This is a genomic window from Alkaliphilus crotonatoxidans, assembly GCF_054658015.1.
The window spans coordinates 1722195-1748059 of the sequence record NZ_BAAHXS010000004.1 but is presented as its reverse complement, the minus strand read 5'-3'; the positions used below and the strand labels follow the sequence as shown (position 1 = coordinate 1748059).

The 25865-nt window shown below is 40.2% G+C and carries 27 protein-coding genes and 1 tRNA gene; 7 read left to right on the top strand and 21 right to left on the bottom strand.

Features of this window, described 5'->3' with window-relative positions:
* Positions 1-69 precede the first annotated feature (69 nt).
* From ACYQ1I_RS10985 to ACYQ1I_RS10940, 10 genes are all read right to left on the bottom strand, one after another.
* A complete protein-coding gene (locus ACYQ1I_RS10985; protein WP_459765199.1) occupies positions 70-456 on the bottom strand; it encodes a hypothetical protein in 387 nt (128 codons plus the stop codon).
* Between the two features lie 14 nt (positions 457-470).
* Positions 471-2099, bottom strand: a complete 1629-nt coding sequence (locus tag ACYQ1I_RS10980) for a thiamine pyrophosphate-binding protein (RefSeq protein ID WP_459765197.1) — start codon at positions 2097-2099, stop codon at positions 471-473.
* Positions 2100-2113: 14 nt separating this feature from the next.
* Complete coding sequence (locus ACYQ1I_RS10975) at positions 2114-2542, bottom strand: GAF domain-containing protein (RefSeq protein ID WP_459765195.1); 429 nt, start codon at positions 2540-2542, stop codon at positions 2114-2116.
* A gap of 339 nt (positions 2543-2881) precedes the next feature.
* A tRNA-Cys gene (locus ACYQ1I_RS10970) sits at positions 2882-2955 on the bottom strand.
* Between the two features lie 151 nt (positions 2956-3106).
* Positions 3107-4033 carry an Hsp33 family molecular chaperone HslO gene (hslO, locus tag ACYQ1I_RS10965; protein ID WP_459765193.1) on the bottom strand — a complete coding sequence of 309 codons (927 nt, stop codon included), beginning with the start codon at positions 4031-4033 and terminating at the stop codon, positions 3107-3109.
* 115 nt (positions 4034-4148) lie between these two features.
* Positions 4149-4352, bottom strand: coding sequence for a cold-shock protein (locus tag ACYQ1I_RS10960; protein WP_459765191.1), 204 nt, complete (start codon positions 4350-4352; stop codon positions 4149-4151).
* Between the two features lie 129 nt (positions 4353-4481).
* Positions 4482-5240 (bottom strand): class I SAM-dependent DNA methyltransferase, encoded by a 759-nt coding sequence (locus ACYQ1I_RS10955; protein WP_459765189.1) that lies wholly within the window; start codon positions 5238-5240, stop codon positions 4482-4484.
* A gap of 60 nt (positions 5241-5300) precedes the next feature.
* On the bottom strand, positions 5301-5489 hold the full coding sequence (locus ACYQ1I_RS10950) for an alpha/beta-type small acid-soluble spore protein (RefSeq protein WP_459765187.1): 189 nt from the start codon (positions 5487-5489) through the stop codon (positions 5301-5303).
* Positions 5490-5769: 280 nt separating this feature from the next.
* A complete protein-coding gene (locus ACYQ1I_RS10945; protein ID WP_459765185.1) occupies positions 5770-6759 on the bottom strand; it encodes a CPBP family glutamic-type intramembrane protease in 990 nt (329 codons plus the stop codon).
* 16 nt (positions 6760-6775) lie between these two features.
* Positions 6776-7939 (bottom strand): M20 metallopeptidase family protein, encoded by a 1164-nt coding sequence (locus tag ACYQ1I_RS10940; RefSeq protein ID WP_459765183.1) that lies wholly within the window; start codon positions 7937-7939, stop codon positions 6776-6778.
* Positions 7940-8205: 266 nt separating this feature from the next.
* On the opposite strand from ACYQ1I_RS10940, the gene dapD reads away from it, so the two are divergent.
* Together dapD and ACYQ1I_RS10930 are read left to right on the top strand one after the other, a co-directional pair.
* Positions 8206-8940: a 2,3,4,5-tetrahydropyridine-2,6-dicarboxylate N-acetyltransferase gene (gene dapD / locus ACYQ1I_RS10935; protein ID WP_459765182.1), complete on the top strand. Its 735-nt coding sequence runs from the start codon at positions 8206-8208 to the stop codon at positions 8938-8940.
* A gap of 281 nt (positions 8941-9221) precedes the next feature.
* Positions 9222-9713, top strand: coding sequence for a hypothetical protein (locus ACYQ1I_RS10930; protein WP_459765180.1), 492 nt, complete (start codon positions 9222-9224; stop codon positions 9711-9713).
* Positions 9714-9838: 125 nt separating this feature from the next.
* Here the strand turns inward: ACYQ1I_RS10930 and hpt are convergent, their stop codons facing one another.
* Positions 9839-10378, bottom strand: a complete 540-nt coding sequence (gene hpt, locus ACYQ1I_RS10925) for a hypoxanthine phosphoribosyltransferase (RefSeq protein WP_459765178.1) — start codon at positions 10376-10378, stop codon at positions 9839-9841.
* A 208-nt stretch (positions 10379-10586) separates the two neighbouring features.
* On the opposite strand from hpt, the gene ACYQ1I_RS10920 reads away from it, so the two are divergent.
* Both ACYQ1I_RS10920 and ACYQ1I_RS10915 read left to right on the top strand, forming a co-directional pair.
* Positions 10587-11807 carry a CD0519/CD1768 family membrane protein gene (locus tag ACYQ1I_RS10920; RefSeq protein ID WP_459765176.1) on the top strand — a complete coding sequence of 407 codons (1221 nt, stop codon included), beginning with the start codon at positions 10587-10589 and terminating at the stop codon, positions 11805-11807.
* 84 nt (positions 11808-11891) lie between these two features.
* A complete protein-coding gene (locus ACYQ1I_RS10915; protein ID WP_459765174.1) occupies positions 11892-12359 on the top strand; it encodes a GAF domain-containing protein in 468 nt (155 codons plus the stop codon).
* Between the two features lie 53 nt (positions 12360-12412).
* Here ACYQ1I_RS10915 and ACYQ1I_RS10910 read toward each other — a convergent pair whose 3' ends face one another.
* The 5 genes from ACYQ1I_RS10910 to ACYQ1I_RS10890 form a co-directional block, all read right to left on the bottom strand.
* Complete coding sequence (locus ACYQ1I_RS10910; protein WP_459765172.1) at positions 12413-12550, bottom strand: hypothetical protein; 138 nt, start codon at positions 12548-12550, stop codon at positions 12413-12415.
* A 211-nt stretch (positions 12551-12761) separates the two neighbouring features.
* A complete protein-coding gene (locus ACYQ1I_RS10905) occupies positions 12762-13385 on the bottom strand; it encodes a single-stranded DNA-binding protein (protein ID WP_459765170.1) in 624 nt (207 codons plus the stop codon).
* A 157-nt stretch (positions 13386-13542) separates the two neighbouring features.
* Positions 13543-15030, bottom strand: coding sequence for a Mur ligase family protein (locus tag ACYQ1I_RS10900; RefSeq protein ID WP_459765168.1), 1488 nt, complete (start codon positions 15028-15030; stop codon positions 13543-13545).
* Positions 15031-15225: 195 nt separating this feature from the next.
* Positions 15226-16656: a group II intron reverse transcriptase/maturase gene (gene ltrA, locus ACYQ1I_RS10895; RefSeq protein WP_459765166.1), complete on the bottom strand. Its 1431-nt coding sequence runs from the start codon at positions 16654-16656 to the stop codon at positions 15226-15228.
* 667 nt (positions 16657-17323) lie between these two features.
* Positions 17324-18091 carry a polysaccharide deacetylase family protein gene (locus ACYQ1I_RS10890; RefSeq protein ID WP_459765164.1) on the bottom strand — a complete coding sequence of 256 codons (768 nt, stop codon included), beginning with the start codon at positions 18089-18091 and terminating at the stop codon, positions 17324-17326.
* Positions 18092-18237: 146 nt separating this feature from the next.
* On the opposite strand from ACYQ1I_RS10890, the gene ACYQ1I_RS10885 reads away from it, so the two are divergent.
* Complete coding sequence (locus ACYQ1I_RS10885; protein WP_459765162.1) at positions 18238-19161, top strand: Na/Pi cotransporter family protein; 924 nt, start codon at positions 18238-18240, stop codon at positions 19159-19161.
* Here ACYQ1I_RS10885 and ACYQ1I_RS10880 read toward each other — a convergent pair.
* From ACYQ1I_RS10880 to ACYQ1I_RS10870, 3 genes are all read right to left on the bottom strand, one after another.
* Positions 19158-21116 (bottom strand): endonuclease MutS2, encoded by a 1959-nt coding sequence (locus ACYQ1I_RS10880; protein ID WP_459765160.1) that lies wholly within the window; start codon positions 21114-21116, stop codon positions 19158-19160. The genes ACYQ1I_RS10885 and ACYQ1I_RS10880 overlap by 4 nt on opposite strands.
* Positions 21117-21497: 381 nt before the next feature.
* Positions 21498-22598 carry a polysaccharide deacetylase family protein gene (locus tag ACYQ1I_RS10875; RefSeq protein ID WP_459765158.1) on the bottom strand — a complete coding sequence of 367 codons (1101 nt, stop codon included), beginning with the start codon at positions 22596-22598 and terminating at the stop codon, positions 21498-21500.
* A 68-nt stretch (positions 22599-22666) separates the two neighbouring features.
* Positions 22667-23362 carry a 4Fe-4S double cluster binding domain-containing protein gene (locus tag ACYQ1I_RS10870; protein WP_459765156.1) on the bottom strand — a complete coding sequence of 232 codons (696 nt, stop codon included), beginning with the start codon at positions 23360-23362 and terminating at the stop codon, positions 22667-22669.
* A 244-nt stretch (positions 23363-23606) separates the two neighbouring features.
* Between ACYQ1I_RS10870 and ACYQ1I_RS10865 the strand changes: the two genes are divergently transcribed.
* Complete coding sequence (locus tag ACYQ1I_RS10865) at positions 23607-23810, top strand: alpha/beta-type small acid-soluble spore protein (RefSeq protein ID WP_459765154.1); 204 nt, start codon at positions 23607-23609, stop codon at positions 23808-23810.
* Positions 23811-23962: 152 nt separating this feature from the next.
* Entirely contained in the window at positions 23963-24505 is a 543-nt protein-coding gene (locus ACYQ1I_RS10860; RefSeq protein ID WP_459765152.1) for a DUF4364 family protein, read from the top strand.
* A gap of 91 nt (positions 24506-24596) precedes the next feature.
* Here ACYQ1I_RS10860 and ACYQ1I_RS10855 read toward each other — a convergent pair whose 3' ends face one another.
* The gene (locus ACYQ1I_RS10855; RefSeq protein WP_459765150.1) at positions 24597-25535 is read right to left on the bottom strand and encodes a YncE family protein; all 939 of its coding nucleotides are present in this window, start codon (positions 25533-25535) and stop codon (positions 24597-24599) included.
* 99 nt (positions 25536-25634) lie between these two features.
* Positions 25635-25844, bottom strand: a complete 210-nt coding sequence (locus ACYQ1I_RS10850; RefSeq protein ID WP_459765148.1) for a hypothetical protein — start codon at positions 25842-25844, stop codon at positions 25635-25637.
* Positions 25845-25865: the final 21 nt, after the last annotated feature.

Here is a 25865-nt window from a genome sequence, read left to right as displayed (position 1 = left end):
ATTACTGTGACCAAAAAAAACTGCCCTATATTAAGGACAGTTTTTTTAAAAATTTTAACTATTAAATTTTTAATAGCCCTGGCTTTTTAACCAAGCATCTGCCTCTTCCAATGAAGCAAAGGCATTGGGTTGGACAACATTACTTTTGCTGCGATTCATTTGCATTTTAATGATAGTACTGTCAAGTACAATGGCAGCACAGCTAAAGCCATTATTTTCAGCCCAGCTTAAATGGGATTTAAGCTCATTGCTGATATTCGAGGTTTTGTACTCTCTTAAATCACTGCACTTTGCCCACTTTTTTCCTTTAAACAAAGGGACAATTTTTGTTGCAAAAACATTGTGATAGCGTTCAAAATCCTGGGCATCCCACAGGCCGATATTTTTATCATAGGCGATGCATCTGACAGGGTCCACGTTAATTTCAAACTTCCCCTTTTCATCCTTAATAAGCATGATTTAATCCTCCTTTATTTTTTTGTGCCACTTAGCGCTTTAAATCTATCTGCAACAGGAGCAGGCTCACTTCCATCAGTAATCAGTTCAACCACACAGGGTCCCTTGAGATCCTTCACCATTTCGGGAATCTGATCTAACCCTTCATAGCTATCAATAGCAATTGCTTTCACACCGGCGGCCTCCATCATTTTAGCAATAGAAATTCGCTCCTGCTTAAAGCCTTCCAGGCTTCTGCCATATAAGAAGGTATGTCCATGCTCTACATATCCCATCATGGCATTATTAATTACAAAATAAAGAATTGGCAGCTTATTTTCCTTGGCCGTAAAAATTTCCGTACCATTCATCAGAAAAGACCCATCTCCGGTTATGACAACGGTTAGTCTATCTGGATCAGCCAGCTTAACTCCCACTACACCGGCCACTCCAGAGCCCATTGCCCCATAATTCAAGCTAATTTCAAATTCTGCTCCCGGGGGAAGCTGAAGAAATTTAAATACAAAGTTCATATATTCTCCAATATCAGATACATAATAGGTATTATTGGGCAGCAGCCTAGTCATCTTTTCAAGAAACAATCGTATTGACAGACCTGTATGATTCCTTTGATAGGGGTCTAAAATTTCTTCTTTTTGAAATTTACCGGCGGCAGGATTGGTTCCTTTAATTAATGCCGGAATGACCTCGGCTAAATCACTATGTATCGCCACGTCTGCCGGAAACACCTTGTTCAATTCTTTTTCATCCCAATCTACATGAATAACCTTTCTTCCTGCTACCAAAACCGAGTTGTAATTTCTGGTGGCCGATTCTCCAAGACTGCTTCCTAAAACCAGTAAACAGGTGGCCCCAGAATTCTCAACATAATCTGTAGCCGTCTCAGACCCTGAAAAGCCATAATTACCTAAATTTAAATGAAAATCGTAATACACCCCTCCCTTTCCTTCGGGAGTCGTAATAATAGGCCATTGCAGGTGCTCACTAAGGGCCATAACCTCCTTGGAAAGACCTCGGCAGCCCTTTCCTACCATAATGATACCATTTTTCTCTCTATTTATTATGTCACATGCTTCATCAACGGTCCTTTGATCAAAGGGATGCTTCAAAGCAGCAGGGTCAATTTTATCTGGAATTTCTTCATAAAGGGGACCAACCTGTATATCAATAGGAATTGATAAATGAACAGGACCATAGGGTGGCGTTAAGGCTATCTCCATTGCCTTTTTTAATTGAGCCAAAACCTGCTTTTCATCTAATATCGTTTTACTGTACTTTGTAATGGGCCTTAATATTGGTTCTGTATCCAGCTCCTGTATGGCTCCCTTTCCTATTTGCCACCGATGTACATAACCTGTTATCACTAGTACGGGCACCTTTGACCTCATGGCATCGGCAATTCCGTTAACCATATTATTGGTACCCACCCCGCCTGCGGCAATGCAGACTCCTAGCTTTTTAGATACACTGGCATATTTGGCCGCCATATAGGCAGCACCAGCTTCATTTTTGGAAATAATGGGCTTAATATTAACATCGTTCAGTCCATCGAAAATACCACTTACTGTTCCTGCTGAAATACCAAAGACATAATTCACCTCATTGATTTCTAAATACCTCAATATTCCTTGTGATACTTTCATCATTGGTCCCTCCTCTAGCAAGATAGTCTGTCTACAATTTTTTCACTGAAAATACGATCTTCCTCTGTAAAATCATGCAGTTTTCCAATTGATGCAACAACGATGATATTTTCAATACTTTTACTACCCTTAACGGGAATAACCATTATACTTTTAATATTAAACTGCCCAAAAACCTCTGCTGAACGTTGATCCTTGTCGGTATCATTGATGACAACAGTTTTTTGCTGTTCAATCACTTCCAGGAGCACTGGGTTATCCTTTACATACACAGAGTTCTTTCCATGGATTTCCTTCCATTTTTCATCTTCCAATTGCCCTGAAGCTCTTTTGTAACGGGGGACAAGTTTTCCATCAATAACAGTGTGGTAACCAACATCATCAATCCCAGTTACCTTTGATATTTCCTCAATTGCTTCGATGTACATTCTTTCCTTATCCATTAGATAATCACCTTACCTTATTAAATTTTGAGTGCATATTCTGTTCATAATCTCTAATGCGTTTGAAACCTTCGCTACAGCTACAATTTCATTCAACCATATCCCGTTACATTTGATACCCAACTTAGTTAAATTATACAAAATTAATTTGCAAGTTTCTACAAATTTTCATAAAATAATACATTTTTTTCACTTTAGGACTTTTTTCTCATTTTATTTAACTTATGTAATTCATATTTTGTGTGATTTTCTATTTTTCTGTATACAATAATCAATTCAAGGCATATTAAATCCATAAAAAAAAGTAAACCCAAAGTTGGGTTTACTTTTAATAATTTTTGGAGGCGACACCCAGATTTGAACTGGGGATAAAGGTTTTGCAGACCTCTGCCTTACCACTTGGCTATGCCGCCAAAGTATGGCGCCCAGCGCAAATTCAAACTAAATTCCAGTTTATCCTTGCCCCAGACCACCAATTGTGGATTGCACAATATATTATACTTTAATTATATTAAAAACTCAACAGGTAAATTCAAATATTTTTCTTTGTTAATCGAAAAAAGTTTACCTGGTTTCCTTTAGCAGCTCTGTAAGCTTTTCCTTATCAAAGTAATATTTTTTATTACAGAAGTGACAAACCATTTCGGCTCCGCCATCCTCTTCAATAATTGTCTTAAGCTCTTCCTGGCCAATACTGATCAGGGCCCGCTCTAATCGTTCCTCATGGCAATCGCAGCTAAAATCTACTTCATAGTCGGCCAAAACCTTTAAATCCATTTCTCCCAACACATGCTGTGCTATGTCATAGGCTGTTAAACCCTTCTCCATCAACGTGGTAATAGATTCAAGCCGCTTCAGCCTTTCTTCAAGCATGTTCAGAGCTTCTTCTTTAATTTGCGGAAGCACCTGAATAATGAAGCCTCCGGAGGCCTTAATCCGGTAATCTACATCAATTAATACCCCCAGTGCTACAGCAGAGGGCTGTTGTTCGGAATTCATAAAGTAGGCGGCCATATCTTCACCGATCTCCCCTGACACCAGGGGGTATGTTCCCACATAGGGCTCTTTCATTCCCATATCTTTAATGACCGTCAGCTCACCACTGGTTCCCACCGCAGCCCCAACATTGAGCTTTCCAGGCCTGATATTGGTAGATTCAACCTGGGGATTTGCCACATATCCCTTTACATTTCCCTTTTCATTTGCCACCACCAGGATGGTGCCCAGGGGCCCGCCTCCATTAATTTTTACTGTAAGCCGTTGATCTTCTCCCTTTAGCATCAAGCCCATCATGGAAGCCGCCGTCAAGGTCCTGCCCAGGGCTGCAATGGCCACAGGTGAGGCCTGGTGAAATTCCATGGCTTTTTGTACCATTCCTGTTGTTTCAGAAAAGAATCCTCTGATTTGATTGTTAGCTGCTGTTACTCTTATTACCTTGTTATTCAAATTAATCACCTCATTACTATCATACCCAATTAAATCTGACTTCATAATTAAGGTCTATTTCATAAAAAAGCAAGTTGGTTTCACCAACTTGCCCATTCAGCTATATGTTAACCCCTTGGGGTTCACTACAACATCATTTAAATAATATTATATTTAGCTATTATCTTACAACAGCTACATTGGTAGCTTGTGGTCCTTTATCTCCTTGAGTTACTTCGAACTCAACTGTTTGACCTTCCTCTAATGTTTTGAATCCATCCATTGTAATTGCTGAGAAATGTACGAATACATCTTCACCGTTTTCCCTTGTGATAAACCCATAACCCTTTTCACCATTGAACCATTTAACTGTACCTTTTTCCATTAAAAATTCCTCCTAAATAAATCAAATTAACGATGATACTTCGTACCCTCATTTCCTAACTATTTTAACATAACAGAACTTAAATGTCAACTAAAGGAAATCGAAACCTTTTCCTGTTCTCCACCCCGTTTATCGTTGACAAATAAAGAGAATACGTTGACTATCTTCACGGGGCCGGTTCCAGGAAAAACCATCATAGTATTGGATCTTTTCAAAGCCTGATATCCTCAGTAAAGACTCCAGCTCTTGAATTTCATAGGCTCTTTGTCGGTGTAACTCTTCAAACTTTCGAAAGAGCTTGTTCTCCTGTATAAAAAAAGTTAAATTCATATCGATCACCCTTTGGGATTCATCAAAATAATTTTCCCAGAGATAGCATAAATCCCCTTGATTCTCACCAAAGGTATGGTTTCCTAAAATTTCTCTTAGCTTATAGCTTGAGCTTATGTCGAACAGAAACACGCCCCCTGGGCTCAAGTGTCGATATATTGATTGAAAGGCCCCTGAAAGCCCTTCGGTATCAAGGATATAATTAACACCGTCACATAGACATAAAATAGCCTCGTAGGCTCCGGAAAGCTCCAATTGACAGATATCCTGCTGGATTAAAAGAACATCGGCGCCCTGGTCAAGGGACTTTTCCCTGGCCACCATCAGCATATCCTCTGATATATCGATTCCCATCATCTGATATCCCCTTTTAGCCAGGGGAATGGTTATATTCCCGGTTCCACAGGCCAATTCCACCAATTTCTTGGGTGTAATTCCTGCTCTTTCAAACACACTCTCAATATGAGTGATCCATTGTAGGTAGTCAACCTCTTCCATTAAACGATCATAAACATAAGCAAATTCCCCATATTGCCTTTCCATAAAGAACTCCTTCATATATTTCTTTTTAGGTACCATCCTATTATACCCGATCCCTTTAGGAAAAGCATGCTTTTTTTACCTGCTATTTTTGTTGGATTGCTTTTTTCTCACTGTCATAAGGCCGCCAATTCTTCCGGTTTCCTTGGCCGTTAATTCACCCCATCCAAATCGCTTTAGCTTATCAATTAACCCCAGTTCCTCCGCTATTTCGTACTTCATCAGCAATTCCTCTGTAAAATCATGCTTTTCTAAATTCTTTCCCATGGTATCACACTCCTTCCATAAATATTATGGAGGGAAACAGGAAAAAATATACAATCAATTTGTTAAAAATCTGTACTTTTTGTCATATATTAATAAATTGTATTAAAAAGATTCAACATTTTTCTTAAATAACATTAATATCTGGTATTTCTATTGATTTCTGCAACCTTTAATGATAAATTGTTATTGTTACAATATTATCTAATTTCTCACTCCCCCGTGAAAAATAGAATTGTGCATAGAGGACTGTTTCCCCACAGTCCTCTTCCCCTTTTTTGGCCTATCCCAGGCTGATTATTTCTTGAATCTGTATGACAGTTATCCAAATAAACAGTGGTGCCACCAGGAGCAGGGGAATATATTCTTTCAACTTGGCTCCATGAACCTTTTTGACTGGACTTATTTCTATTTCTTCCTCAGAATCGCTCTTTCTCTCTTCTGACATCAGCTCCTTGGATTTTTTCATATCTCTTTTTATAATATTGACAAGGTGCAGAGCTAAAAATCCCGTTCCCAGGGCAATAACAGCAAATAAAATGCAGCTAATTAAAAGAGAAGCCGAAGTCGAAAGCTCCGTCGCAGTTTCAGCAGCCTCAGTCATATCAATACGCCCCGTAAAATAATTCAATAAAAAGGACAGGGTGACGGCAAAACCGTTATTAACGATATGCCCCACCATACCTGCAAATATGGAATCCGTAAGGGTTACCAGGTAGGCAAAGACCAGGCCCAGTACAATGGGTCCCATTAAATTATATAGGTTAAAATGAAAAATACCAAATAGCACTGCCGAAATAATAATGGCTTTGTTTTTGCCCAGGGCCTCATAGCCCCTTAAAACAAAACCTCTGAAAAACACCTCCTCGCAGATTCCTGCTGAAATTGAAATAATGAACATCAACAAAACGTACTGCTGGGCATTTTCTGCCGTTGGTAATTCTGGTACATTCAAATTACCCAATAGGCTCAATAAAAACATCATAAAGGCATTGGCCGCTACCGCTGCCGGATACATCAAAATTGTAATCAAGGCAATTAACAATATATGCTTTGGCCGAAGGGTATTAAGCCTTAGGGCCTTTTTTATACTTACCTTTTTTAGGGCTAAATATAAAATCGGCGGCAATAAAATTAAAACATATTGGGTGATTAAAAGGCCAGACATCAAATCACGGTATTGTACGACCGACCCAATAAGTATAAAAAGTATTGCTCCTATTAAATATAATAAATTTGCATCTAATACCTTTAATTTTCTTTCCTGCTGCATATCCTCACTCCCTATTTTAAATTAAAGCTCCCCGCTTGTTTAACAGGTTAATGTAAACCTGCAGGCCATAGCCCAGAACTTCTTCGTCAAAGTTAAAGCGATCGCTGTGCAGTGGAAAGCAATAATCTTTTTTCTCGTTGCCGCAGCCCAGAAAAAAGAACACTCCCGGAACCTTCCTTTGATAATAGGAAAAGTCCTCTGCCAACATAATTGGTTCTATGATTTTAATGGATTCACGGGGCAATGAATCAATCAATTCCTTCGTTAACAACTCATCATTCACCACCGCTGGGTACATATCCCTGAAAACCACTTCGACTTCACAATGATGTATGGCCTCCATTCCTTTGGCATAATCCTGCACCCTGACTTTAATTTTATCATAGGTTTCTTGACTGAAGCTTCGGACGGTTCCTTCCAACACAACCTCCTTGGCAATAACATTTCTTCGCTCCCCCCCCTGAATTCTGCCCATGGTCAATACAGCAGGCTCAAGGGGATTAATGCTTCGGCTGGCAATGGTCTGCAGGCCGGTGATCATCTCTGCCGCAATAACCATGCTGTCTATTGCTGTATGGGGCATGGCTCCATGACCACTTCTTCCCTTAATAATGAGATCAAATTCACCTGCCTGGGACATCATCGCCCCGGGCTTTAGTCCAATTGTTCCCTCGGGCAAGCCTGGAAATAAGTGCAAGCCATAGATTTCATCGACTTTGTATTTTTCTAAATATCCTGCCTCTATGATGGGCTGAGCCCCCCCTGGTCCCTCCTCTGCCGGTTGGAAAAGCAGCACAACATTGTGCTTAAGACGGTTCCGATGGGCGGTCAGGTATTCCGCCAAGCCCAATAGGATTGTCATGTGCCCGTCATGACCACAGGCATGCATTCTGTTTTCATGAAGCGACCGATAGGGAACATCGTTTTTTTCTACCACAGTGAGGGCATCCATATCGGCACGAAAACAAAGGGTTTTTTTACCCTCCGTACCTTTAATATGGGCAATTACTCCGGTTTTTACTACCTGATCCTCAAAGGGAATTCCCAATTCCTTCAGGCAGCCTTTAATATATTCTGCCGTTTTGTATTCCTCAAAGCCCATTTCAGGTATCTGGTGCAGCGCTCTTCTTGTCTTCCTAAGGGTTGTAAGCATCGCCCTTACTTCATTTAATAATTCCAATCTATTTCACTTCCCTTCAAGCAATCAATACCTCATTTCTTCTATTTTATATTGTTTTGCCCTTTTTAACAACTTGTATATTCCAAATTATTGTTATTAAAGATCACAAAATCCTTCTATTAGCATGAAAAGAAGATTTACCTCATATAAATTAAATAGATGTGCCTTTTCTACCCAAGCAGCCGACAGCTTTTTAACACTTATGACAGCCTGTTGACATAGACTAAAAGAAATCCATTCATGTATTGAGAAAGGAATGATCACTAATGAGTAATTCCCTGTCGCCCCTTCACAAGCTGGATTTAAACAGTCCTGAGTCCATTGCCAAATGCATTAAGGAATCAAAGAAGTCAACCCCTGTAAAGGCCTTTATACAAGGTAATCTTTCCCTGGAAAAAAATGAGGCAATCAAAATATTTGGTCAGGGACAATTCTGGATTTTGATGGGGGAATTTGACATCATTCAAGGGGTTATTCAGGCACAAAAGGAACAGATAGAACATGTCCATATCGATTATGACAGAAGGAATTCCGCTATCCCCCTTTTAGATTATATGTCACTCCAGGCCCGCATTGAACCCGGTGCCATCATTCGGGAATGTGTGACCATAGGCAAAAATGCAGTGATTATGATGGGGGCTGTCATCAATGTTGGTGCAGAAATCGGTGAAAATACCATGATTGACATGAATTGTGTAATTGGTGCCCGGGGAATCATTGGAAGGAATGTACATATTGGAGCCGGCACTGTCATTGCCGGAGTACTGGAGCCCCCCAGCAGCCAGCCGGTTATTATTGAGGATGATGTCTTTATTGGGGCCAATGCGGTGGTATTGGAGGGGGTTACCATCAGTAAAGGGGCTGTGGTGGCTGCCGGGTCAGTGGTTACCCAGGATGTACCTGCCAATACGGTGGTGGCCGGCATGCCAGCCCGTATCATTAAGCTAAAGGATGCCAAAACCGAGGATAAGGTAAAGCTATTGGAGGATTTAAGAGGTTAGATTTGAATTAGTACACCTAATAAAAGTAAAACAGTAATACAAGGAATAATTAATATGGTAAAATAAAGGAAATAATATAATCACAGTGTCAAAATTAAGGGTATTGTTTAACACTGGGGGAATACTATGCTTTTTTTTACATTAGTAACGATCATATTAATTCATGCCTTGTTTTTTGGCTTAAAACGCATTTCGCTTCATGGCAGGGAACGTTGGATTTACCTGCTACCATTCCTTGCACTGTTTTTTTTAATGGACTTTTTACCTACCGTTATATTCAAGTGAAGAACAGCCATAATTATTCAACCTATATTAGCTATCAGCTGACCTTAGATCAAATACAGCAAATAAGTAATCTTGCAGTAACCGATGTCTCTGGAATTCGTGAGCTGAAGGATAGAATAGAGATTTTAAGCAAACAAACAGGTCTTTTGGCGGAGCAGCTGAACCATACCAGGCTTATCAAGGGAGACAATGAACCATTGTTGTCTTGCTTGAATTGGTTAACTGCTGAATTGTCAACCTTTACAGTCTATCATAACCAATTATTTGCCCAGGGCAAGGAGATTCCAGCCGATGAATTTCACCGGTACGAGGCCTTGGTTGCTGATCTGTCTAAATTCCATGATGCTCTTTTCACCCATCATCAAAGGGCTGGTGGTAATTTGGGAATTAACCGTTATCAAATAAGCTACCAGGATGATCAGCTAAAACAACTGGAAAAATATATGGAAGCAATTTCTGACAGCATTTCTACCCTGGTTTCAGAGTAGCCAGTCAATAAAAAGAGGGCATTCTGGCCATAGATCAATTCGATCTTGGCTAGATGCCCTTTCTCTTTTACTTATATTAAATATAGAAATAGAAGGTCGCCATCTCTAAAGAGTTTTATTTTTAACTAACGGTCTTGATCCGTTACGACGAATACATAGGGTATATTTCTGTAGTAATCACCATAATTCAAGCCATAGCCCACCACAAACTTGTCTGGAATAGTGAAGCCTAAATAATCCGGCACCAGCTCTACTTGTCTTCTTTCCGGCTTGTCCAGCAAGACACAGCATTTGACACTGGCAGGATTTTTAGCCTTTAAATGCTCCATTACGTGCTTCATGGTCAGACCAGAATCAGTAATGTCGTCCACCACCAACACATCATAGCCAGATAAATCACTTTTCACGTCATTTATAATCTTTATCACCCCACTGCTTTCCTGGCCGTGGCCATAGCTTGAGGTCGTCATAAACTCTATCTTTACCGGTATTGTCAATTGCCTTACCAGATCGGCGGTAAAGATAAAGCTGCCCTTTAATAAAGATACCACCAGCAGCTTTTTATCCTGATAGTCGGCTGAAATTTCCTGACCTAGCTCCTTGTTTCTTTTAATAATGGCCTCCTCAGACAACAGCACTTCCCACACCTTTTTCTCTATATCCATTGGTTTTCCCTCCATCTTTGACTGTAATGTTATTATTATTCTAATGGAATTAGCATACCTTGTCAAACAAACCTTTATTTTGAGCTACTGTTTGAATTTTGTCTATTGAGTGATAGTTTTTACATTTTTGTCTTCTTTTACAAAACAGATTGAAAAGGTTTTCACTCGGTAGTACAATATTTATGGACTCTACATAGGAGGTGTATATATGAAAGCAATAGAAACAAAAGGAATAGACCCATTACCCAGCCCTTTACCTAGAACTAAAAAGGCTGTGACAAAGGAAACCTATGGATTTTTACTGATACTTCTTATCGTTTTCTGTTATTTAGGTAAAACCATGGGCGTCGGTATTATGTTTAATGTGATTATGAATACGGCCCATGAATTGTTATTAAATACGGTTTTTTTCATTTTATCAGTGGCTGTTCTGGCCGGAGCCCTGGCTGCGCTTTTATCAGAATTCGGCGTGGTGGCACTCATTAATCGAATCATTTCCCCCATTATGAGGCCCCTGTACGGGATTCCCGGAGCAGCTTCCCTTGGCGCCATCACCACCTATCTATCAGATAATCCTGCCATTATATCCTTGGCCAAGGACAAGGGCTTTATCAAATATTTTAAAAACTATGAAATACCCGCTCTGTGTAATTTAGGTACTGCCTTTGGGATGGGTTTAATTTTAACCACCTATATGATGGGTCTGGGAAAGGAATACATTGCTCCCGCCCTCATCGGCAACATAGGAGCCCTGATTGGAAGTATTGTCAGTGTGCGTCTGATGGTTCGTCATACAAAGAAATATTATGATATCGACTTAACCGCCAAGAATTTGGCAGATGATAACAATAAGAGTGAAAACGATTTCATGCCGGAGCGGGAAATACGGCCTGGCAATCTATTTGAACGTACCCTTGATGCCATTTTGGAGGGAGGAAAAAATGGAGTTGAAATGGGTCTTGCCATTATCCCCGGGGTACTTTTTATTTGCACAATTGTTATGATCTTAACCTTTGGCCCCAGTACCGTGGAAAACGGTGTAGCGGTCTACCAGGGAACAGCCTTTGAAGGTGTCGCCCTGCTTCCCCGGCTTGGAAAATATATTTATCCTCTGATTAAGCCATTATTTGGCTTCGACAGTGTTGAGGCCCTGGCCTTTCCCATTACCTCCTTGGGGGCCGTAGGGGCTGCCATGGGGCTGGTAAAAAACTTTATTGATAATAACCTGGTGGGCCCTGGTGACATTGCTGTTTTTACCGCCATGGGCATGTGCTGGAGCGGCTATTTAAGCACCCATGTAGGCATGATGGACGCCTTAAGGGTAAGACAATTGGCCAACAAGGCCATACTCAGCCATACCATCGGAGGCATCATAGCCGGTATAGCTGCTAACTATCTTTATTTGCTCTATGGCCTTTTATTTAAATAGGGATTCGCTAAATTTTATGATGAAGTATAGAGTAAATTTTGATAAAATAGATTCAGTATATTCGCAAAGGGGGAAGCAAGCAATATGGATCAAGCAGTTAAGAAGCAATTATTTGACAGACTGAAAGGGGAAGCAAAGGAATTAATTGATACCACCGAAGACATGGATCAAGTCTATGGCGGAATCGTTGCCCTGCTGGATAAAAATATACCCTATTACAACTGGACCGGCTTTTATATGGTTGAAGGGGGAGAGCTGGTATTGGGCCATTACCTGGGTAAGCCTACAGATCACCTTAAAATTCAATTTGGGGAAGGTATTTGCGGGCAGGCCGCTGAACGTAAGGAAACCTTTATTGTGGAGGATGTTTCCAAGGAGGATAATTACCTTGCCTGCAGCCTTGAAACCGCCTCTGAGATTGTTGTTCCCATTATGAAGGGGGATCAGGTGCTGGGTGAAATTGATATTGACAGTGATGAGCTGGGGGCCTTTGATGAGCTCGATCAGGATTTACTGGAGGCCATTGCTGCCATGCTGGCAAAACGGTTATAACATTATACAGGGAGTGTCTAAGCCAAAGCAACCGGCCAATACGACACTCCCTTTTATCTGTTTTCATCATAATACTGCTTTAATAAAATTGACTTGATGTCCTTCAAAAGAATAATAATCTTATTTAAGGTGTATTGAATCGATATCAAAATAATTAGTAAAATGACCAGTGGTACCAAATATTGAGTCATTATATCCCTCCTCTAAGACCTGTAGGCTTAATATCAAAACCGTGTACTGATATTATTTTGGATTTAATATAACATATTATCAAAATAACTACAAGTCATTCCGTACTGTAAAAAAGGCAAAAACTGTTGAAACGGTATCCCTAGCATTGATACCGTTTCCAATCAGCTTTTATTCTTATGTGAATGAAGTAAATATGATGATTACAATTAATTACTGGGCCTCTTCCACCAGCTCCATCTTTGAAATTGACACCTCATAGGCCACCTTGTTGAGTACTGTACCGTCAGGCAGCTTTTTTTGATAGTTGCGACTTTGAATTCTTCCCCAGCTTCTAATATGATCACCTACATCAAGCTTTGCAGAAAATCTGGCATTCCTTCCCCAGGCTATACAGGGTATGTAATCTGATTTATTATAGGGTCGATTAACCGCCACCAACAAATCGGTAATTTCACGGCCAAAGGGGGTTTCACGGTAAACTGGCGGCTTACAAATAAACCCCTCCAGATATATTTGATTGGGGTTTTTCACATCATCAAAGGAATTCATCCGGCTTAAATCCCTTACAAAAACAGTTAAAACCAAACGATTGCTGCCATCGGCAAATTTGTTATAGGATCGAAGCTGTCCCTCAACCTTAACGATATCTTCTGAACTCAGATTGGAATCAATCAGCAGCCTTTCAGAAATAGTCAAGGGCAAATAATCACTCGCCTCACTTAAACGGGGAATTTCCAACTGGTAATTATAAAACCCCTCACCATACATTTCATGGCTAAATTCCTTTTCTCCAATAATTTTCCCCACCAGCGTTACTACATTACTATCTAGCATATTTCCCGTCATGAAACTGTACACTCCCTTCTACTCTTATGTTTCAACATAATCTATAACATATTATTCAAGTAAGGACGAGATTATGTTCTGAAAGAAAAAAATATAGGAAAAAACATCCTATATTTTTAAAAAATATCTCTGTCGGAACATTTAACTATTTATGCTGGTAAAAGTAAAATTCATTGTCTCCCCTGGCTTCCCTCAGCCTTAAATGACGTTTTGTATCCTTCAGCCAAATCTTTGCCGCCTTGTCCATTCCCTGGGAACCCAAAAGCAAAACTAAATCATTTTTTTTCAACTGTGGCTTTACCCTTTCAATGGCATTTTGTAATCGTTCTTCATAATGGTATGGAATATTTTCTTGACTGAGTACTCCCAAAAAACCCTCTCTTTCCCTGTAATCCACCTCATCCTTTAGTTGGGTGCAATCCTTGCTGGCAGTAACCACAAGGGACTTGACATTTAACAAGGTCACCCATTGCTTCAACACCCTGGCATTATCCATATTAATTTCTGTTCCACGATTTCCCCGAATACAGCAAATAATATGAAGATCATTGTACTGCATCCCCTGAACACTGGCAAAGACCGCTTCGTAGCTGGCTGGATTATGACAGAAGTCATCAATTACGACATAATCATCCTGATAGATTATTTCCATTCGTCTGGGCAGACTTTTAAAGCCTCTGATGGCCTTTGCAATTTTTTCGATATCCAGATCTAACAAAAGACAGCAGCTTATGGCTGCCAGGGCATTGTAGACATTATGATCACCTATTAATCTAAGCTCTATGGGGTACTCAAAGGGATCAATAACTACTCCCGAAAGGGTCGAGATGCCCCTTTGCAAACAATAGTTAAAAAATATAGCGCCATCGCCATCAATTGAAGAAGCTGTTATTGTAGATTTTTTATTCAGACCATAGGTCAATACAACTGCCCGCTGATTATTTTCCAAGAGCTTCAAGCTATTTTCGTCATCTATATTGATGACGGCATAGCTGCCGGAGGACAATTGATCAAAGAGCTTTTTCTTTGAAGCAACATAGTCCTCAAAGGTCTTATGGTAATTCAAATGATCCTTTTCAATATTGGTATGGACTGCTACATCAAAGTCAATTTGATGTACCCTTTCGCTTTTTAATCCATGGGAGGAGGCTTCCATTACTACCACCTTAATGCCGGATTCCACCATTTTATGCATATAATAATAGACCTCCTCGGCAATGGGGGTGGTTAAGGTGGTTTCATAGCTCTTATCGTTTATTTTAATATCCAGGGTACCAATCAGCCCGGCAGTAATGCCATTTTCCCTTAAAATGTGATGAATCAGATGGGTTGTGGTGGTTTTTCCATTGGTTCCTGTCACACCGATTACCTTTAACTTTTTCGCCGGGAAATCATAAAATTCATTGCAAAGCTCAGAAAGCTTTTTTCTGGCATCCTTTACCTTTTTAATGATCACCCGCTCATCTTGTAGATCACCTTCCGTATAGATGACAGATGCCCCTGCAGCAATAGCTTCTTCAATAAAGTTGTTTCCATCCGAATGATCGCCTTTAATTGCAACAAAAATAAACCCTGGCTTTACCTTTCTGGAATCACTGGTCACACCATTAACTTGAACACCATCAATGATCATTCCTTATCTCCTCCGGTTCCTACTGCAATTATTGATGTATTAATATTGTGCTTTATGTAGGTCAAAACTATTCCAGTAAAAGCCCTAGGAGAAATAAGGAAAAATAAAGTAGGGTAACTATTTGCATAGCTACCCCCTTATCAAACCGCACGTGCCCTACTAAGGCATACGGCTTACCAACGTGTTTTAAATGAATTAAGCATAGTTTTTAACAGCATTTATCTTGGAAACTCGGTCATGAGTATAATACTCTTGGCCTTTTTCCTTTAATTTCTTGATTTGTTTCTCTAATTTTGCTCTATTTTTGGCCGTTATTTTCTCTAGGTACATTTCTAGGGTATACCCCCACATTTTATTGTAATATAACCAGTGGGATGGTATAAGCCCTATCTTGACAAAATACTCATTATTCCACTTCGAGGTCATAAGCCAGCCTTTTCTTTGACATGGATTTTTGTGTATCATTGCTACCCTTAATCTTTGTCTAACATAGGAGTCTACTGCATGTAGTTCCTTGCTGAAGGCCTGTAGAATACATCTACTTTTCTGACCATATTCTTCATTAGCTTTTACTGCTTTGGATATGTTCAAATAGTAGTTTATCTTACCCCTTATTATTGGGTTTAAGGTTTCCAGCCATGCTTTAGTACTAAGGGTTAAGCTTTTCCTCGTTTTATCCTTTAATTTAGTTTTGAAGTCCTTGATTGAGCCTTCGGTAGGTCTTACGATGAAGTATGAGCTCTCGTTTTTCTTTCTTTTCCTCCAATGCTCAAATGTAAAACCAAGGAAATTAAAATTTTCATCGTTGAAATTAACGAATTTTGTTTTCTCCATTGATACTTCTAATCCTAAATCATTTATTACCCTATTTGCTACCGCACCTGCTCTTTTGATTTCTTCTTCTGTTTTAGCAAACAGAAGAAAATCATCAGCATACCTTACAAAACGGATATTTTCCTTATCTAGTTCCCAATCCAGTTCATTTAGGTATATATTCGCAAGTATTGGTGAAATCACCCCTCCTTGCGGAGTACCAGATTCAGTATTATGGAATTTACCTTCTTCCATATGTCCAGCCTTTAGCCATCTCCATATCATATCTAGGACAGTTCCATCAGCTATATATTTTGTCAATATCTTCATCAGTTTCTTGTGTGGTATGTTGTCAAAGAACCCTTTAATATCACAGTCGTATATGTGGTTGTATCCTGTTTCTAGATTCCAAAGAATTATCTGCATTGTTCTTTCTGCACCTAATCCTTTTCTGTATCCACATGACCATTTATGAAATATCTCATTCTCAAACTTGGGACTTATGACATTTACCACACTTTGCTGTACAATCCTATCCTCTATGGTTGGGATTCCTAAGGGTCTTTTCTTACCATTTTTCTTTGGTATATATACCCTCTTTACTGGCTTTGGTACGTAGCTTTTCTCTTTTAGGGTAATTAGGAGTTTATTAATCTTCTCCTCTTCTTTTTCAGCGAAGGTTTCGAGGATTTCACCATCAATACCTCCACAGCCTTTATTTTCTTTAACTTGTTTCCATGCTTCCATTAGCTTTCTTTCAACTAATAGCTGTCCATAAATACTATGCATTTTAAGCTTCAATTCTTGATTCATTTATTATCCTTCACCTTTCTTGTGTCCTTTCGGTTCGTTTTTACTTTCGTAGCGTTACCGTTATCATTACACATGATTAAAGTTAGGTCCACTGAGGTCAGTTCCCTTCCGTTCAGTATCAGTTTGGCCTAATACCTACTCCCGTACTATGGAACTGTCTGACTTCTCTATCCGTAGTAGAAACTTCGGCATAACCTTATATTCCACTACCCCTTTCGGGCTTGAATAGAGATCTCACAGGGTCACCGCACTTTCCTTCCTAGCATACCGAGCACTTTCACATGATAAACTATTTTAATTCGGCTGATTCATTGAATTAGAATTATTGACTTCCCATTTTTTACGCATAGTCGTCAGTTTACCCCGCCACCTGTGCTTCACACCTCTGCATTTCGGTCTGCTAGTCCGCCTATGGGTCTCACGACTTTCCACGTCTCCTTCAGACAACACCTCACGATATTGCCCTAGACTAGGCTTCCTAGGTTGTATCAGCACTCCTAGGGAAGGACTCTCACCTTCGAGAACTCTTGAGCTTCCAAACTCCCGACTCGTTCTTACCATCATTGGTATCGTCGTCGCTGTTCTTAATACTCAAGATTTCATAAAATTTCTTTTATGAATGTGCGACTGCCTGTCGCACAGAAAAGACCTTGGCAATGGCCAAGGTCTAAAGTGATTTTTGTCTGCCCGATGGATCGATGGTGTAATTGTCTTTCAAAATTAATTCTGAAACCGGTACAATTTCATAGCCCTGCTCCTGAAGCCGCTGCAAAACCAGGGGCAGATATTCTGCAACGTATTTGGCATTGTTATGGAACAAAACAATCGACCCGGGCTTAACATTTCTCGTTACCCGGTCCACCACAGGGGTGACTCCCATTTCCTTCCAATCAAGAGAGTCAACATCCCACTGAATGGTATAATAGCCCAGCTCCTTGGCCGTCTCGATTAACAAATTATTGTAATCTCCAAAGGGAGGACGAAAAACTGTCGGTTGTACTCCGGTAATAGCCTGAATTTTATCACCGGTTTCTTGCAGCTCACTTTTAATTTGTTCCTTTGAAAGCTGAGACATATGGGGATGGGTAGAGGAGTGATTCCCCACCTCATGACCTCGATTGTGGAATTCCTTTACCCAATCAGGATACTTATCTACCCAGAAACCCACTAAAAAAAAGGTGGTTTTGACTTGATACTGGTCGAGGATGTCTAAAATATCGTCGGTGAACTCATCCCCCCAGGCAGCGTCAAAGCTAATGGCTATTTTTTTCTCTTCCGTTTCTACGCTATAGATGGGCAGTACCCTGTTTTGAGGTGCAAAAACGCCCAAAGCCAATTCCCTAAAGCCCGTAAAATATATCAGTATTCCAGCTATAATCACCAGAAGAACCAGTACCAAAATCACATTTTTCTTGGGTAGTATAAAAAGCCTCATCGGTCTCCCCCTGTCCTAAAATTATTCTATTAAAGTTTATTCCATTGGGTCAATTTTATGACTACCTTTTTGCTCCACCGTCTCTGTAAAAATTAAACTGCATGAAAGGAGGCCTGCCCACGTATATTTTAGCAGGGGGTGATTTTATGTTTTCCTTTATTTCATTAGCCCTATGCGGCATCAGCCTTTTTTTATTGGGAATGAGCCTGCTGACCAGGGGACTCCAATCCCTTGCCAGTACCCGTCTGAAAAAACGAATCAAGCAAAGGAGCCCTCACCCCCTTCTGGGAATGCTAATGGGCACCTTGATTACCATGGTAATTCAATCCAGCAGTGGAACCACCCTTTTACTGGTGGGCCTAGCAGAGGCAAAGCTCTTAACACTGGATGGAATTGCCCCCATGATTATGGGAGCTAATATAGGCACCACCATTACGGCCCAGCTAATTGCCTTTAATGTTGCAGCCTTAGCCCCCTTCTCATTATTCCTGGGCGTATTTACAGGCCTAGTATGGAAACGGGGCAGAAGCCTGGGAGACACGATAATAGGCTTTTCTCTAATTTTTATCGGAATAGACCTCTTGAGTAAGGGTCTTTCCCCTTTACAGGAGGTTCTGCGCTTTCAGGAAATCCTGTTGGAATTGGGCAGAAAACCCTTTCTGGGAATGCTAATGGGCTTATTTAGTACCGCAATTATTCAAAGCAGCAGCACGGGGGTGGCAATTTTGCAATCCATGGCTGCCGGCGGCAGCCTTACCATTACCTCTGCCGTTCCAATTCTTTTGGGGCAAAATATTGGAACCTGTGCCACCACCCTTTTAGCCAGCCTGCAGCTAAGCACAACAGGAAAAAGAGCCGCCTTGATTCACCTGCTTTTTAATTCATTGGGAGTCATGCTGATTTTTCCATTTATCAACTGGCTATGTCGTTTGGCTGTTTTTCTCTCCCCCAATAACCCGGTCAGACAAATTGCCCATAGCCATAGCCTCTTTAACCTTATCTCAACGATCATACTACTGCCCTTTTGCCCTTATTTGGTGAGGATTGCCAGGGCCCTGGCAAGGGATTAATCACGATGTTCAATGGTTAATCCCTTGACATATTTTTTCTCCATTATTTTTTTCTTTTTTCGATTTTCCTTGGTCTCTAATACAATATCCAGATCGTAGTCTTCTGGATACAGCTCATCACGGTCTATATAGGGGGAGAGTCGCTTGTGGTTGATTTTGAGCTTTTTTTTCATCACCATTACCCCCACCTCACCTTTTTGGTTGGGCAGCTCACATACAATCCCTATTCGGTTTAGATTACTGATATAAACACTGTCTCCTATTTTAAACTTCTCGGCCAGTTCCTTCTGGGCATTTTTTGCCTTGCTCTGAAATAATATTTCTTTTTTAACAGATTTGTTTTCCTCAAGGATTTCAGAAGCCCTTGCCACATTCATTTCCGCAGTCTTCTCTAATTGTTTAATGATTTCATGGTAATCCTTGGCCTCTTGATAGGTAAATTCATGGGCCCTGGAAATAACCTGCTGTGGCATGCCCAGCCTTAATGCGATTAAAAAGCCATTGCTTTCCCCTGCTTTACCAATGCTCAATTGATAGAGGGGTCTTAAGGTTTGAATATCAAATTCCATACAACCATTTTGAAAGCCTGGCTGCTTCATGGCAAAGTTTTTGATTTCACTATAATGGGTAGTGGCCAGGGTAATGGCTCCCCTTTGATATAACAGCTCCAGCACAGCCATTGCCAACCCCATTCCCTCACCGGGGTCTGTACCAGCCCCCAATTCGTCTACAATGACAAGGGTTTTTTCTGAGACAAAATTGATGATATTAATTAGATTTTTCAAATGGGCCGAAAAGGTGCTCAAGGATTGCTCGATACTTTGACCGTCCCCAATATCCACCAAAATATCTTCAAATACTGCAAATTGACTTGCCCCCTCCACAGGGACATGAAGTCCTGACTGAACCATCATGGTCAAGAGGCCCACCGTCTTCAGTGCCACTGTTTTTCCGCCGGTATTGGGACCAGTAATGACCAAGGTACGATAATCCTTACCGATGCTAAAATCCAGTGGAACACTGTCCTTTATAATTAAAGGATGTCTGCCCCCCTGAATATGAATTTGATTTTCTTCGTTCAGCTCCACCGGGTTTCCATTCATACTGCGGCTGAGCTTTGCCTTGGCAAAGAGAAAATCGTAGTTCACCATAGTTTCTTCATTAATACGAATTTCCCTTTCATGGGCCTCGGCCATGACTGTAAGCTGGGCCAATATTTTGTATTCCTCTTGTTCCTCTTGAATCTTTAATTGGCTAAGCTCACTTTGAAGCTTTTGGACTTCCTTTGGTTCGATAAACAGGGTTGAACCACTGTTGGAATGGTCCAGAATCTCTCCTTCGAGATTTTTTCCATATTCTTTTTTAACCGGTAGAACATAACGACCTTGTCTCATGGAAACCACCTGATCCTGAAGATAATCCTGGGCACCCATTGACTTCATGAGGCCTTCCAGCTTATGCTTCAATCGTTCCTCTAAAATTTGCATTCGCTTTCTGATTTTTGACAGGGTGGATGAGGCCCTGTCATCTACCCGGTTATGACGTATACAACGCTGAATTTCTTCAATTAAATCTGTTAATTGATAAATAGATTTTCCATAGCTGCTGACCAAGGGGGCCATTTCCTGAACTTTTTCCATAAACCGTCTCATACGAATGGCATTTTCTAAAAAGTCCCCCAGATTTGATAATTCACCGGGCCGCAGCACCATTCCCTTTCCCAGCTTTTCAATTACATCATCAATTCCCTTCAGGCTGTGGAGGGGAATTGATGATGTGACCCCCAGGATCGATTTTGCTTCGGTTGTTTCCGTAAGCCACGTTTTTATAACTTGCCCCTCGGTAATTGGTTCAAGGGCTTCCACCCGTTGAAGCCCCTTGGGGGATAAAATATACTGAGCAAGCATTTCCTTAATTTTATTGAATTCTAGTTGTTCCTTTGCTGAATGATTCATGTTTAAAGCCTCCTTTTTAATATTTTTTTGCATAAAAAAAACCGTAAATGAACACAGTCATCTACGGCCTGGCTTGACAATAAGCTGCACTATTGTCTCTAAAAGGGATAACAAATGGAAAAATTAACCATTTATTGGATGCAAAAAAACCGTGGTTCACACGGCTTCATTTACTTCTATAGGGGCCTGTGTTCTTAACAATTGGCAGAAGAAAGAAAGCACAACAAAGCAACCCAGCTTGCAGGCAGAAATTAAGAAGGCTCTATTTCTTCTACTATTCAATTACTTGTTAAGAACAACCTCTATCATAAAACAAACTCCCTTTAAATTTACTTTTACAAGGTAATTATATGATGAAAAAATGGTATTGTCAACCATGGCCTATTCCAAGGAATAGGTTTTAAGGCTGCGCCCTTCTATCGCGCCATCAAGAAGGTCGGCATATTTTTCTGGAACCGTTACGATTTCAGGGTTACCATCACTGATAAACCGGATTCTTCTTCCCTCTTCAAAGGCCCGCAGCCAATCATACATACCCACCCCGTCTACCTTGGTTTCGCTGGCTCTGACCCGTCTTATCCGCTGGGGATCAAAGCCTTGGTGGTAGGGGGAATGATAAGGGTCCCAGCCCACCTCCAGGATAGCAATGTTTTCATAATCCCTTCCCTGCCAGCGGCTCTTTACAATATGCTGAAACAGCTCTTGATTCCTGGGCTTTGAGCCAAAGGGAAGGGCCAGGGTATTGACCTGGTAGTCGGGCAAATAGGTGCTAACCAGTTCAATTAAGCTTCCGATTTCTGATTCGATCACACCTTGATCAGCACTGGTAAAATTTACATGGGTATTGGTGTGGTTTCCAATATCCATGCCATTTTCAACTAAATAATTTAATTTGTAATCCACCCATTCCGGTTGTCCGAAGGGAACCCCGCCATTAATAAAAAAGGTTGCCTCCAAGGGGAAATCCGGATGCCTTTCATGAAACTCTGTCAAGATTCCAACTGCCGAATCTGGGTCAATCCTCCATTGACCATCTTCTTCCTGAAGCATATTGAAATTATTTTGATTTCCATCATCGAAGGTCAAGACCACCGGCGTAAACCCGGCCTTTGTGGTAATATTCCCCCTTACATAGTCTGTAAGGCTAATAGGACGAAAACCCTTTTCATAAAGCACTTCCAAATCTTTTCTAAAATTTTCAGGGGTTCTGGACCACTCTGCTTCGGGCTCTTTGATATGATGATACATTAATACCATGATTTCCCCCGCTTCATTGGGTTGAATTTCAGCCAGGTCAATAGGCTGATCCCCTTCTTCTATCTCTTCTTCCTTAGTCACATCGGAAGCATGATTTATTGCTGGCTGACCTTGACCGACTTCCTTCTCAGGGGGATATTCATCAGCTACGGGCTTTTTTGAACAGGCAGCTAAAAAAAGGGTCAAAGCCACAATTAAGAAAATAATGATTTTTTTATTTAACATAATTTTCCTCCCGACCTTAATCTTTCATTGTTTTTAATCCTTCATGGCGGTAATAATATGATTACAATTTATCTTTTTAAAATATGAGTGCCTTTGCTGCAAACCTTAACACAAATTCCGCAGACTGCACCTCTGCCAATTTTCTGGTATTGCCGTTTCATGTGATTACTGCAAAGCTCAGGGTCAAAGAGATCCTCCCGGGGATCACCAGGCACCCATTCCTTACCGGTTAATGCAGCCGCCGGACAGGCTTCAACACAGGCTTTACAATCACCACATTGGGATTTCAGTATTGGTGTACCATATTGAAATTCCATGTTGGTTAAAACGGTACCTAACCGAACCCTTGGCCCAAATTCCTCGGTAACTAGGCAGCAATTCCTTCCAATCCACCCCAGGCCCGACATGACCGCCCCGGTTCGGTGGGGAAAAAGACCACGATAATTCCAGCCCTCTATATTAATAGATTGGGAGGCAGCAATGGGTAGCGCAGAATAACCCCATTCCTGAAGCCTTGAGCTAATTTTAAAGGTAACCTGATCAATTAAAGCATTGGCCGTGCGATAATGATGGAAATAGGTGGGGGTTGGTCCATTTTTTACATCAATTTCACTTACCACCTCGTCTGCCAGTCGCAGGGCAATGGTAATACCGCTTTTTAAATGACGGTATTTTGTCGGCAGCAGCTCTGACAATTGACTGTAGCCGACCCGATTTATTCCTTGCTCTAAAATATATTCTGTCAATTGCTTTTGTTTTTCCATATTTTCACCTCATTTATTATTATAGCAAAATTTCACAGGACAAGCATCCTCTAGTATCTTATGTATTAATATAAGATAAGACCTGAGACAAATTTACCACCATTCCATTAATTCATATTTGTACAAGGAACTTCCTAACATAATATTTTTGTTGGGGGAAAAAATATAATTAATACAACAGCCATCTGTTGTATTTGGCTCAGTAGTTTAAACTTCATTAGATAGCTTGAAGGAGGCGGATATTATGGCAGCAAGAAATCGAATTGTTGTTCCCGAAGCTCGACAAGCATTAAATCAATTGAAGATGGAAATTGCCAATGAGCTTGGTCTTTCCAACTACGAAAGCATTGACAAGGGAAGCTTGACTTCTCGACAAAATGGTTATGTCGGCGGATTTATGACAAAAAGACTTGTCGAATACGCTGAACAGAACATGAGCAGACAGTAATATAACTATTTGTAAAAAGGAGACGCTAATTTTTAGTGTCTCCTTTTTTTAATTGTTGCATTACATTATCATTTTCTCGACAATTATTCCTCTTTAAAAAATCATCAAAATGAATTAATATATTAATAAGGGCATCGAAAGGAGGGTGAAAAATGTTTGTCAATTCATCCCAACAACTGGCTGAAAAGAAGCTACTTCTATTATATATTTTTGAAAAGCTTGAAATTCCCATTACCCATAGTCAGATCACTGATTTTGTTTTAGAGAATGACCTGATGAATTACTTCATGTTTCAGCAGTTTTTTTCAGAACTACAGGAATCTGGCTTCATCATCGAAGAACATAAAGAACAGCAGCAATTTATTATAACCGATAAGGGAAGAAATACACTAAAATACTTTATTAATCGGTTATCAAGGGAGCAGCTGGAAAAAATCGATCATTTATTAAGCATCAAAAAAAAGCAGCTGTTAAAGCGTGCCGAGGTGGAGGCAGACTATGTCAAGCTTGACGAAAATGATGTTTTAGTCACCCTTAAGGTGATTGAAAGGGATACACCCCTGATCAACATCAGCTTGAATGTTGCCAATACAAAACAGGCTAAAATTATATGTCAAAATTGGAAGGAAAATACACAAAAAATTTACAGCAATCTCATTTCCATGTTAATAGAAGAAAAAAATATAAAGGGCTGATGTCAACCCTTTAATTTTCTTTATTATAGGTTGTTGAATAGATTAAATATTTTGCATAATTTAAGGCCTTGTATTGATTTATCAACCTCTATTAGATTATAACAACACTGGTGGGCTCCTTCCCTACGTTAATCTGATTAATCAGGGTAAGCCTGCCGCAATCTATAATATCTACTACGTTTTTTTGTATACTTGTGACATAGATCAAGCCCCGCTCATGGTCCATATCAATACCATGGGGCATGGGACTGACGGGAATTTCAGCAATGATTTTTTTATGCTTCAATTGATAGACATAGACTAGACTGGCATCAGAATCTGTAATATATAAATGCTCATTATGGATATCTCCAATAATCTCTACGGGCATCCTGCCAATTAGTATTCTATCTATCTTTTCCATGACATGAAGGTCGTAAACATCAATGATTCCCTTTTCACCGTTAAGATAGCCGTAATTCACCACATATAAAAGCTTCCCGTCTTTACTTAGTCTTAGATGCCAGGGATTTAAATCAACTGATATGCTTGACCCCTTTTGATTTGTCAGGGTTGAAATTTCGGTAAGGGTTTTGGTATCTCGATTTGCTACAAATAATCGCTCCTGATCCCTTGTCAGGGCCATGCCATGGGGCATTTCTCCTGTGGGTATCTGCAATAATACCTCAAAGCTGTCTAAATCAAGAACAGTAATACTATTAGAATCAGAATTGGCCACATATAATGCGTTGTACTTTTTGCAGATTATCACCTGACTAGGACAGCTTCCAACAGAAACTACCTCCAGGGTTTTTTCCTGTATTAAATCCACCTTTGACAGACTATTGTGATGCGAGTTGGTTACATATAAATACATTAAGTTACTGTCAATGGCAATATGGTGAGGTCCTAAAGGCTCCGGCGGGAAAAGCTGCCTTGTTTTATTCAATGAAATCCTTTTAATTTCCTTCCATTCCTTGCCATCAACTATTGAGATCGTATCCTCACTAAAGTTGGAAATAATCAAATTGCCTCTCGCTAAATAACCCATTCCATCACCCCATCATCACCCTACCCCTTCCAGACGTCAAAGCTATATATCTAATATATGAAGGGTTGATAGATGTGTGATTGAATGGCAAACTGCTAATTACTCATCTATATAATATAATATTTTTCTCCACATTTCCTCCTGCTGTAAAGCCAGTCCCCTTAATTTAGCTTCACGAAACAGTTGATTTAAATTATCTAAATACTGGTGCTGATGATTTTCTCTGTTTCGTTTCAGCGTATTTTCTATTTCCTCCAGAATCCGTTCCTCGCTCCAGTGCTTATATTGCCGAAAGGGAATTACCCTCATAAAAAAACCCCCTTAACCTTG

Coding starts and splice junctions, on each gene's coding strand:
- ACYQ1I_RS10880 (WP_459765160.1), bottom strand. CDS start 21,116: ATGAATCATTCAGCAAAGGAACAACTAGAATTCAATAAAATTAAGGAA.
- ACYQ1I_RS10945 (WP_459765185.1), bottom strand. CDS start 6,759: ATGCAGCAGGAAAGAAAATTAAAGGTATTAGATGCAAATTTATTATAT.
- ACYQ1I_RS10905 (WP_459765170.1), bottom strand. CDS start 13,385: ATGCTAGATAGTAATGTAGTAACGCTGGTGGGGAAAATTATTGGAGAA.
- ltrA (WP_459765166.1), bottom strand. CDS start 16,656: ATGAATCAAGAATTGAAGCTTAAAATGCATAGTATTTATGGACAGCTA.
- ACYQ1I_RS10860 (WP_459765152.1), top strand. CDS start 23,963: ATGTTTGTCAATTCATCCCAACAACTGGCTGAAAAGAAGCTACTTCTA.
- hpt (WP_459765178.1), bottom strand. CDS start 10,378: ATGGATATAGAGAAAAAGGTGTGGGAAGTGCTGTTGTCTGAGGAGGCC.
- ACYQ1I_RS10960 (WP_459765191.1), bottom strand. CDS start 4,352: ATGGAAAAAGGTACAGTTAAATGGTTCAATGGTGAAAAGGGTTATGGG.
- ACYQ1I_RS10890 (WP_459765164.1), bottom strand. CDS start 18,091: ATGAGGCTTTTTATACTACCCAAGAAAAATGTGATTTTGGTACTGGTT.
- ACYQ1I_RS10920 (WP_459765176.1), top strand. CDS start 10,587: ATGAAAGCAATAGAAACAAAAGGAATAGACCCATTACCCAGCCCTTTA.
- ACYQ1I_RS10915 (WP_459765174.1), top strand. CDS start 11,892: ATGGATCAAGCAGTTAAGAAGCAATTATTTGACAGACTGAAAGGGGAA.
- ACYQ1I_RS10980 (WP_459765197.1), bottom strand. CDS start 2,099: ATGAAAGTATCACAAGGAATATTGAGGTATTTAGAAATCAATGAGGTG.
- ACYQ1I_RS10855 (WP_459765150.1), bottom strand. CDS start 25,535: ATGGGTTATTTAGCGAGAGGCAATTTGATTATTTCCAACTTTAGTGAG.
- ACYQ1I_RS10955 (WP_459765189.1), bottom strand. CDS start 5,240: ATGAAGGAGTTCTTTATGGAAAGGCAATATGGGGAATTTGCTTATGTT.
- ACYQ1I_RS10850 (WP_459765148.1), bottom strand. CDS start 25,844: ATGAGGGTAATTCCCTTTCGGCAATATAAGCACTGGAGCGAGGAACGG.
- ACYQ1I_RS10975 (WP_459765195.1), bottom strand. CDS start 2,542: ATGGATAAGGAAAGAATGTACATCGAAGCAATTGAGGAAATATCAAAG.
- ACYQ1I_RS10900 (WP_459765168.1), bottom strand. CDS start 15,030: ATGATCATTGATGGTGTTCAAGTTAATGGTGTGACCAGTGATTCCAGA.
- dapD (WP_459765182.1), top strand. CDS start 8,206: ATGAGTAATTCCCTGTCGCCCCTTCACAAGCTGGATTTAAACAGTCCT.
- ACYQ1I_RS10985 (WP_459765199.1), bottom strand. CDS start 456: ATGCTTATTAAGGATGAAAAGGGGAAGTTTGAAATTAACGTGGACCCT.
- ACYQ1I_RS10885 (WP_459765162.1), top strand. CDS start 18,238: ATGTTTTCCTTTATTTCATTAGCCCTATGCGGCATCAGCCTTTTTTTA.
- ACYQ1I_RS10870 (WP_459765156.1), bottom strand. CDS start 23,362: ATGGAAAAACAAAAGCAATTGACAGAATATATTTTAGAGCAAGGAATA.
- ACYQ1I_RS10865 (WP_459765154.1), top strand. CDS start 23,607: ATGGCAGCAAGAAATCGAATTGTTGTTCCCGAAGCTCGACAAGCATTA.
- ACYQ1I_RS10910 (WP_459765172.1), bottom strand. CDS start 12,550: ATGACTCAATATTTGGTACCACTGGTCATTTTACTAATTATTTTGATA.
- ACYQ1I_RS10875 (WP_459765158.1), bottom strand. CDS start 22,598: ATGTTAAATAAAAAAATCATTATTTTCTTAATTGTGGCTTTGACCCTT.
- ACYQ1I_RS10950 (WP_459765187.1), bottom strand. CDS start 5,489: ATGGGAAAGAATTTAGAAAAGCATGATTTTACAGAGGAATTGCTGATG.
- hslO (WP_459765193.1), bottom strand. CDS start 4,033: ATGAAGTCAGATTTAATTGGGTATGATAGTAATGAGGTGATTAATTTG.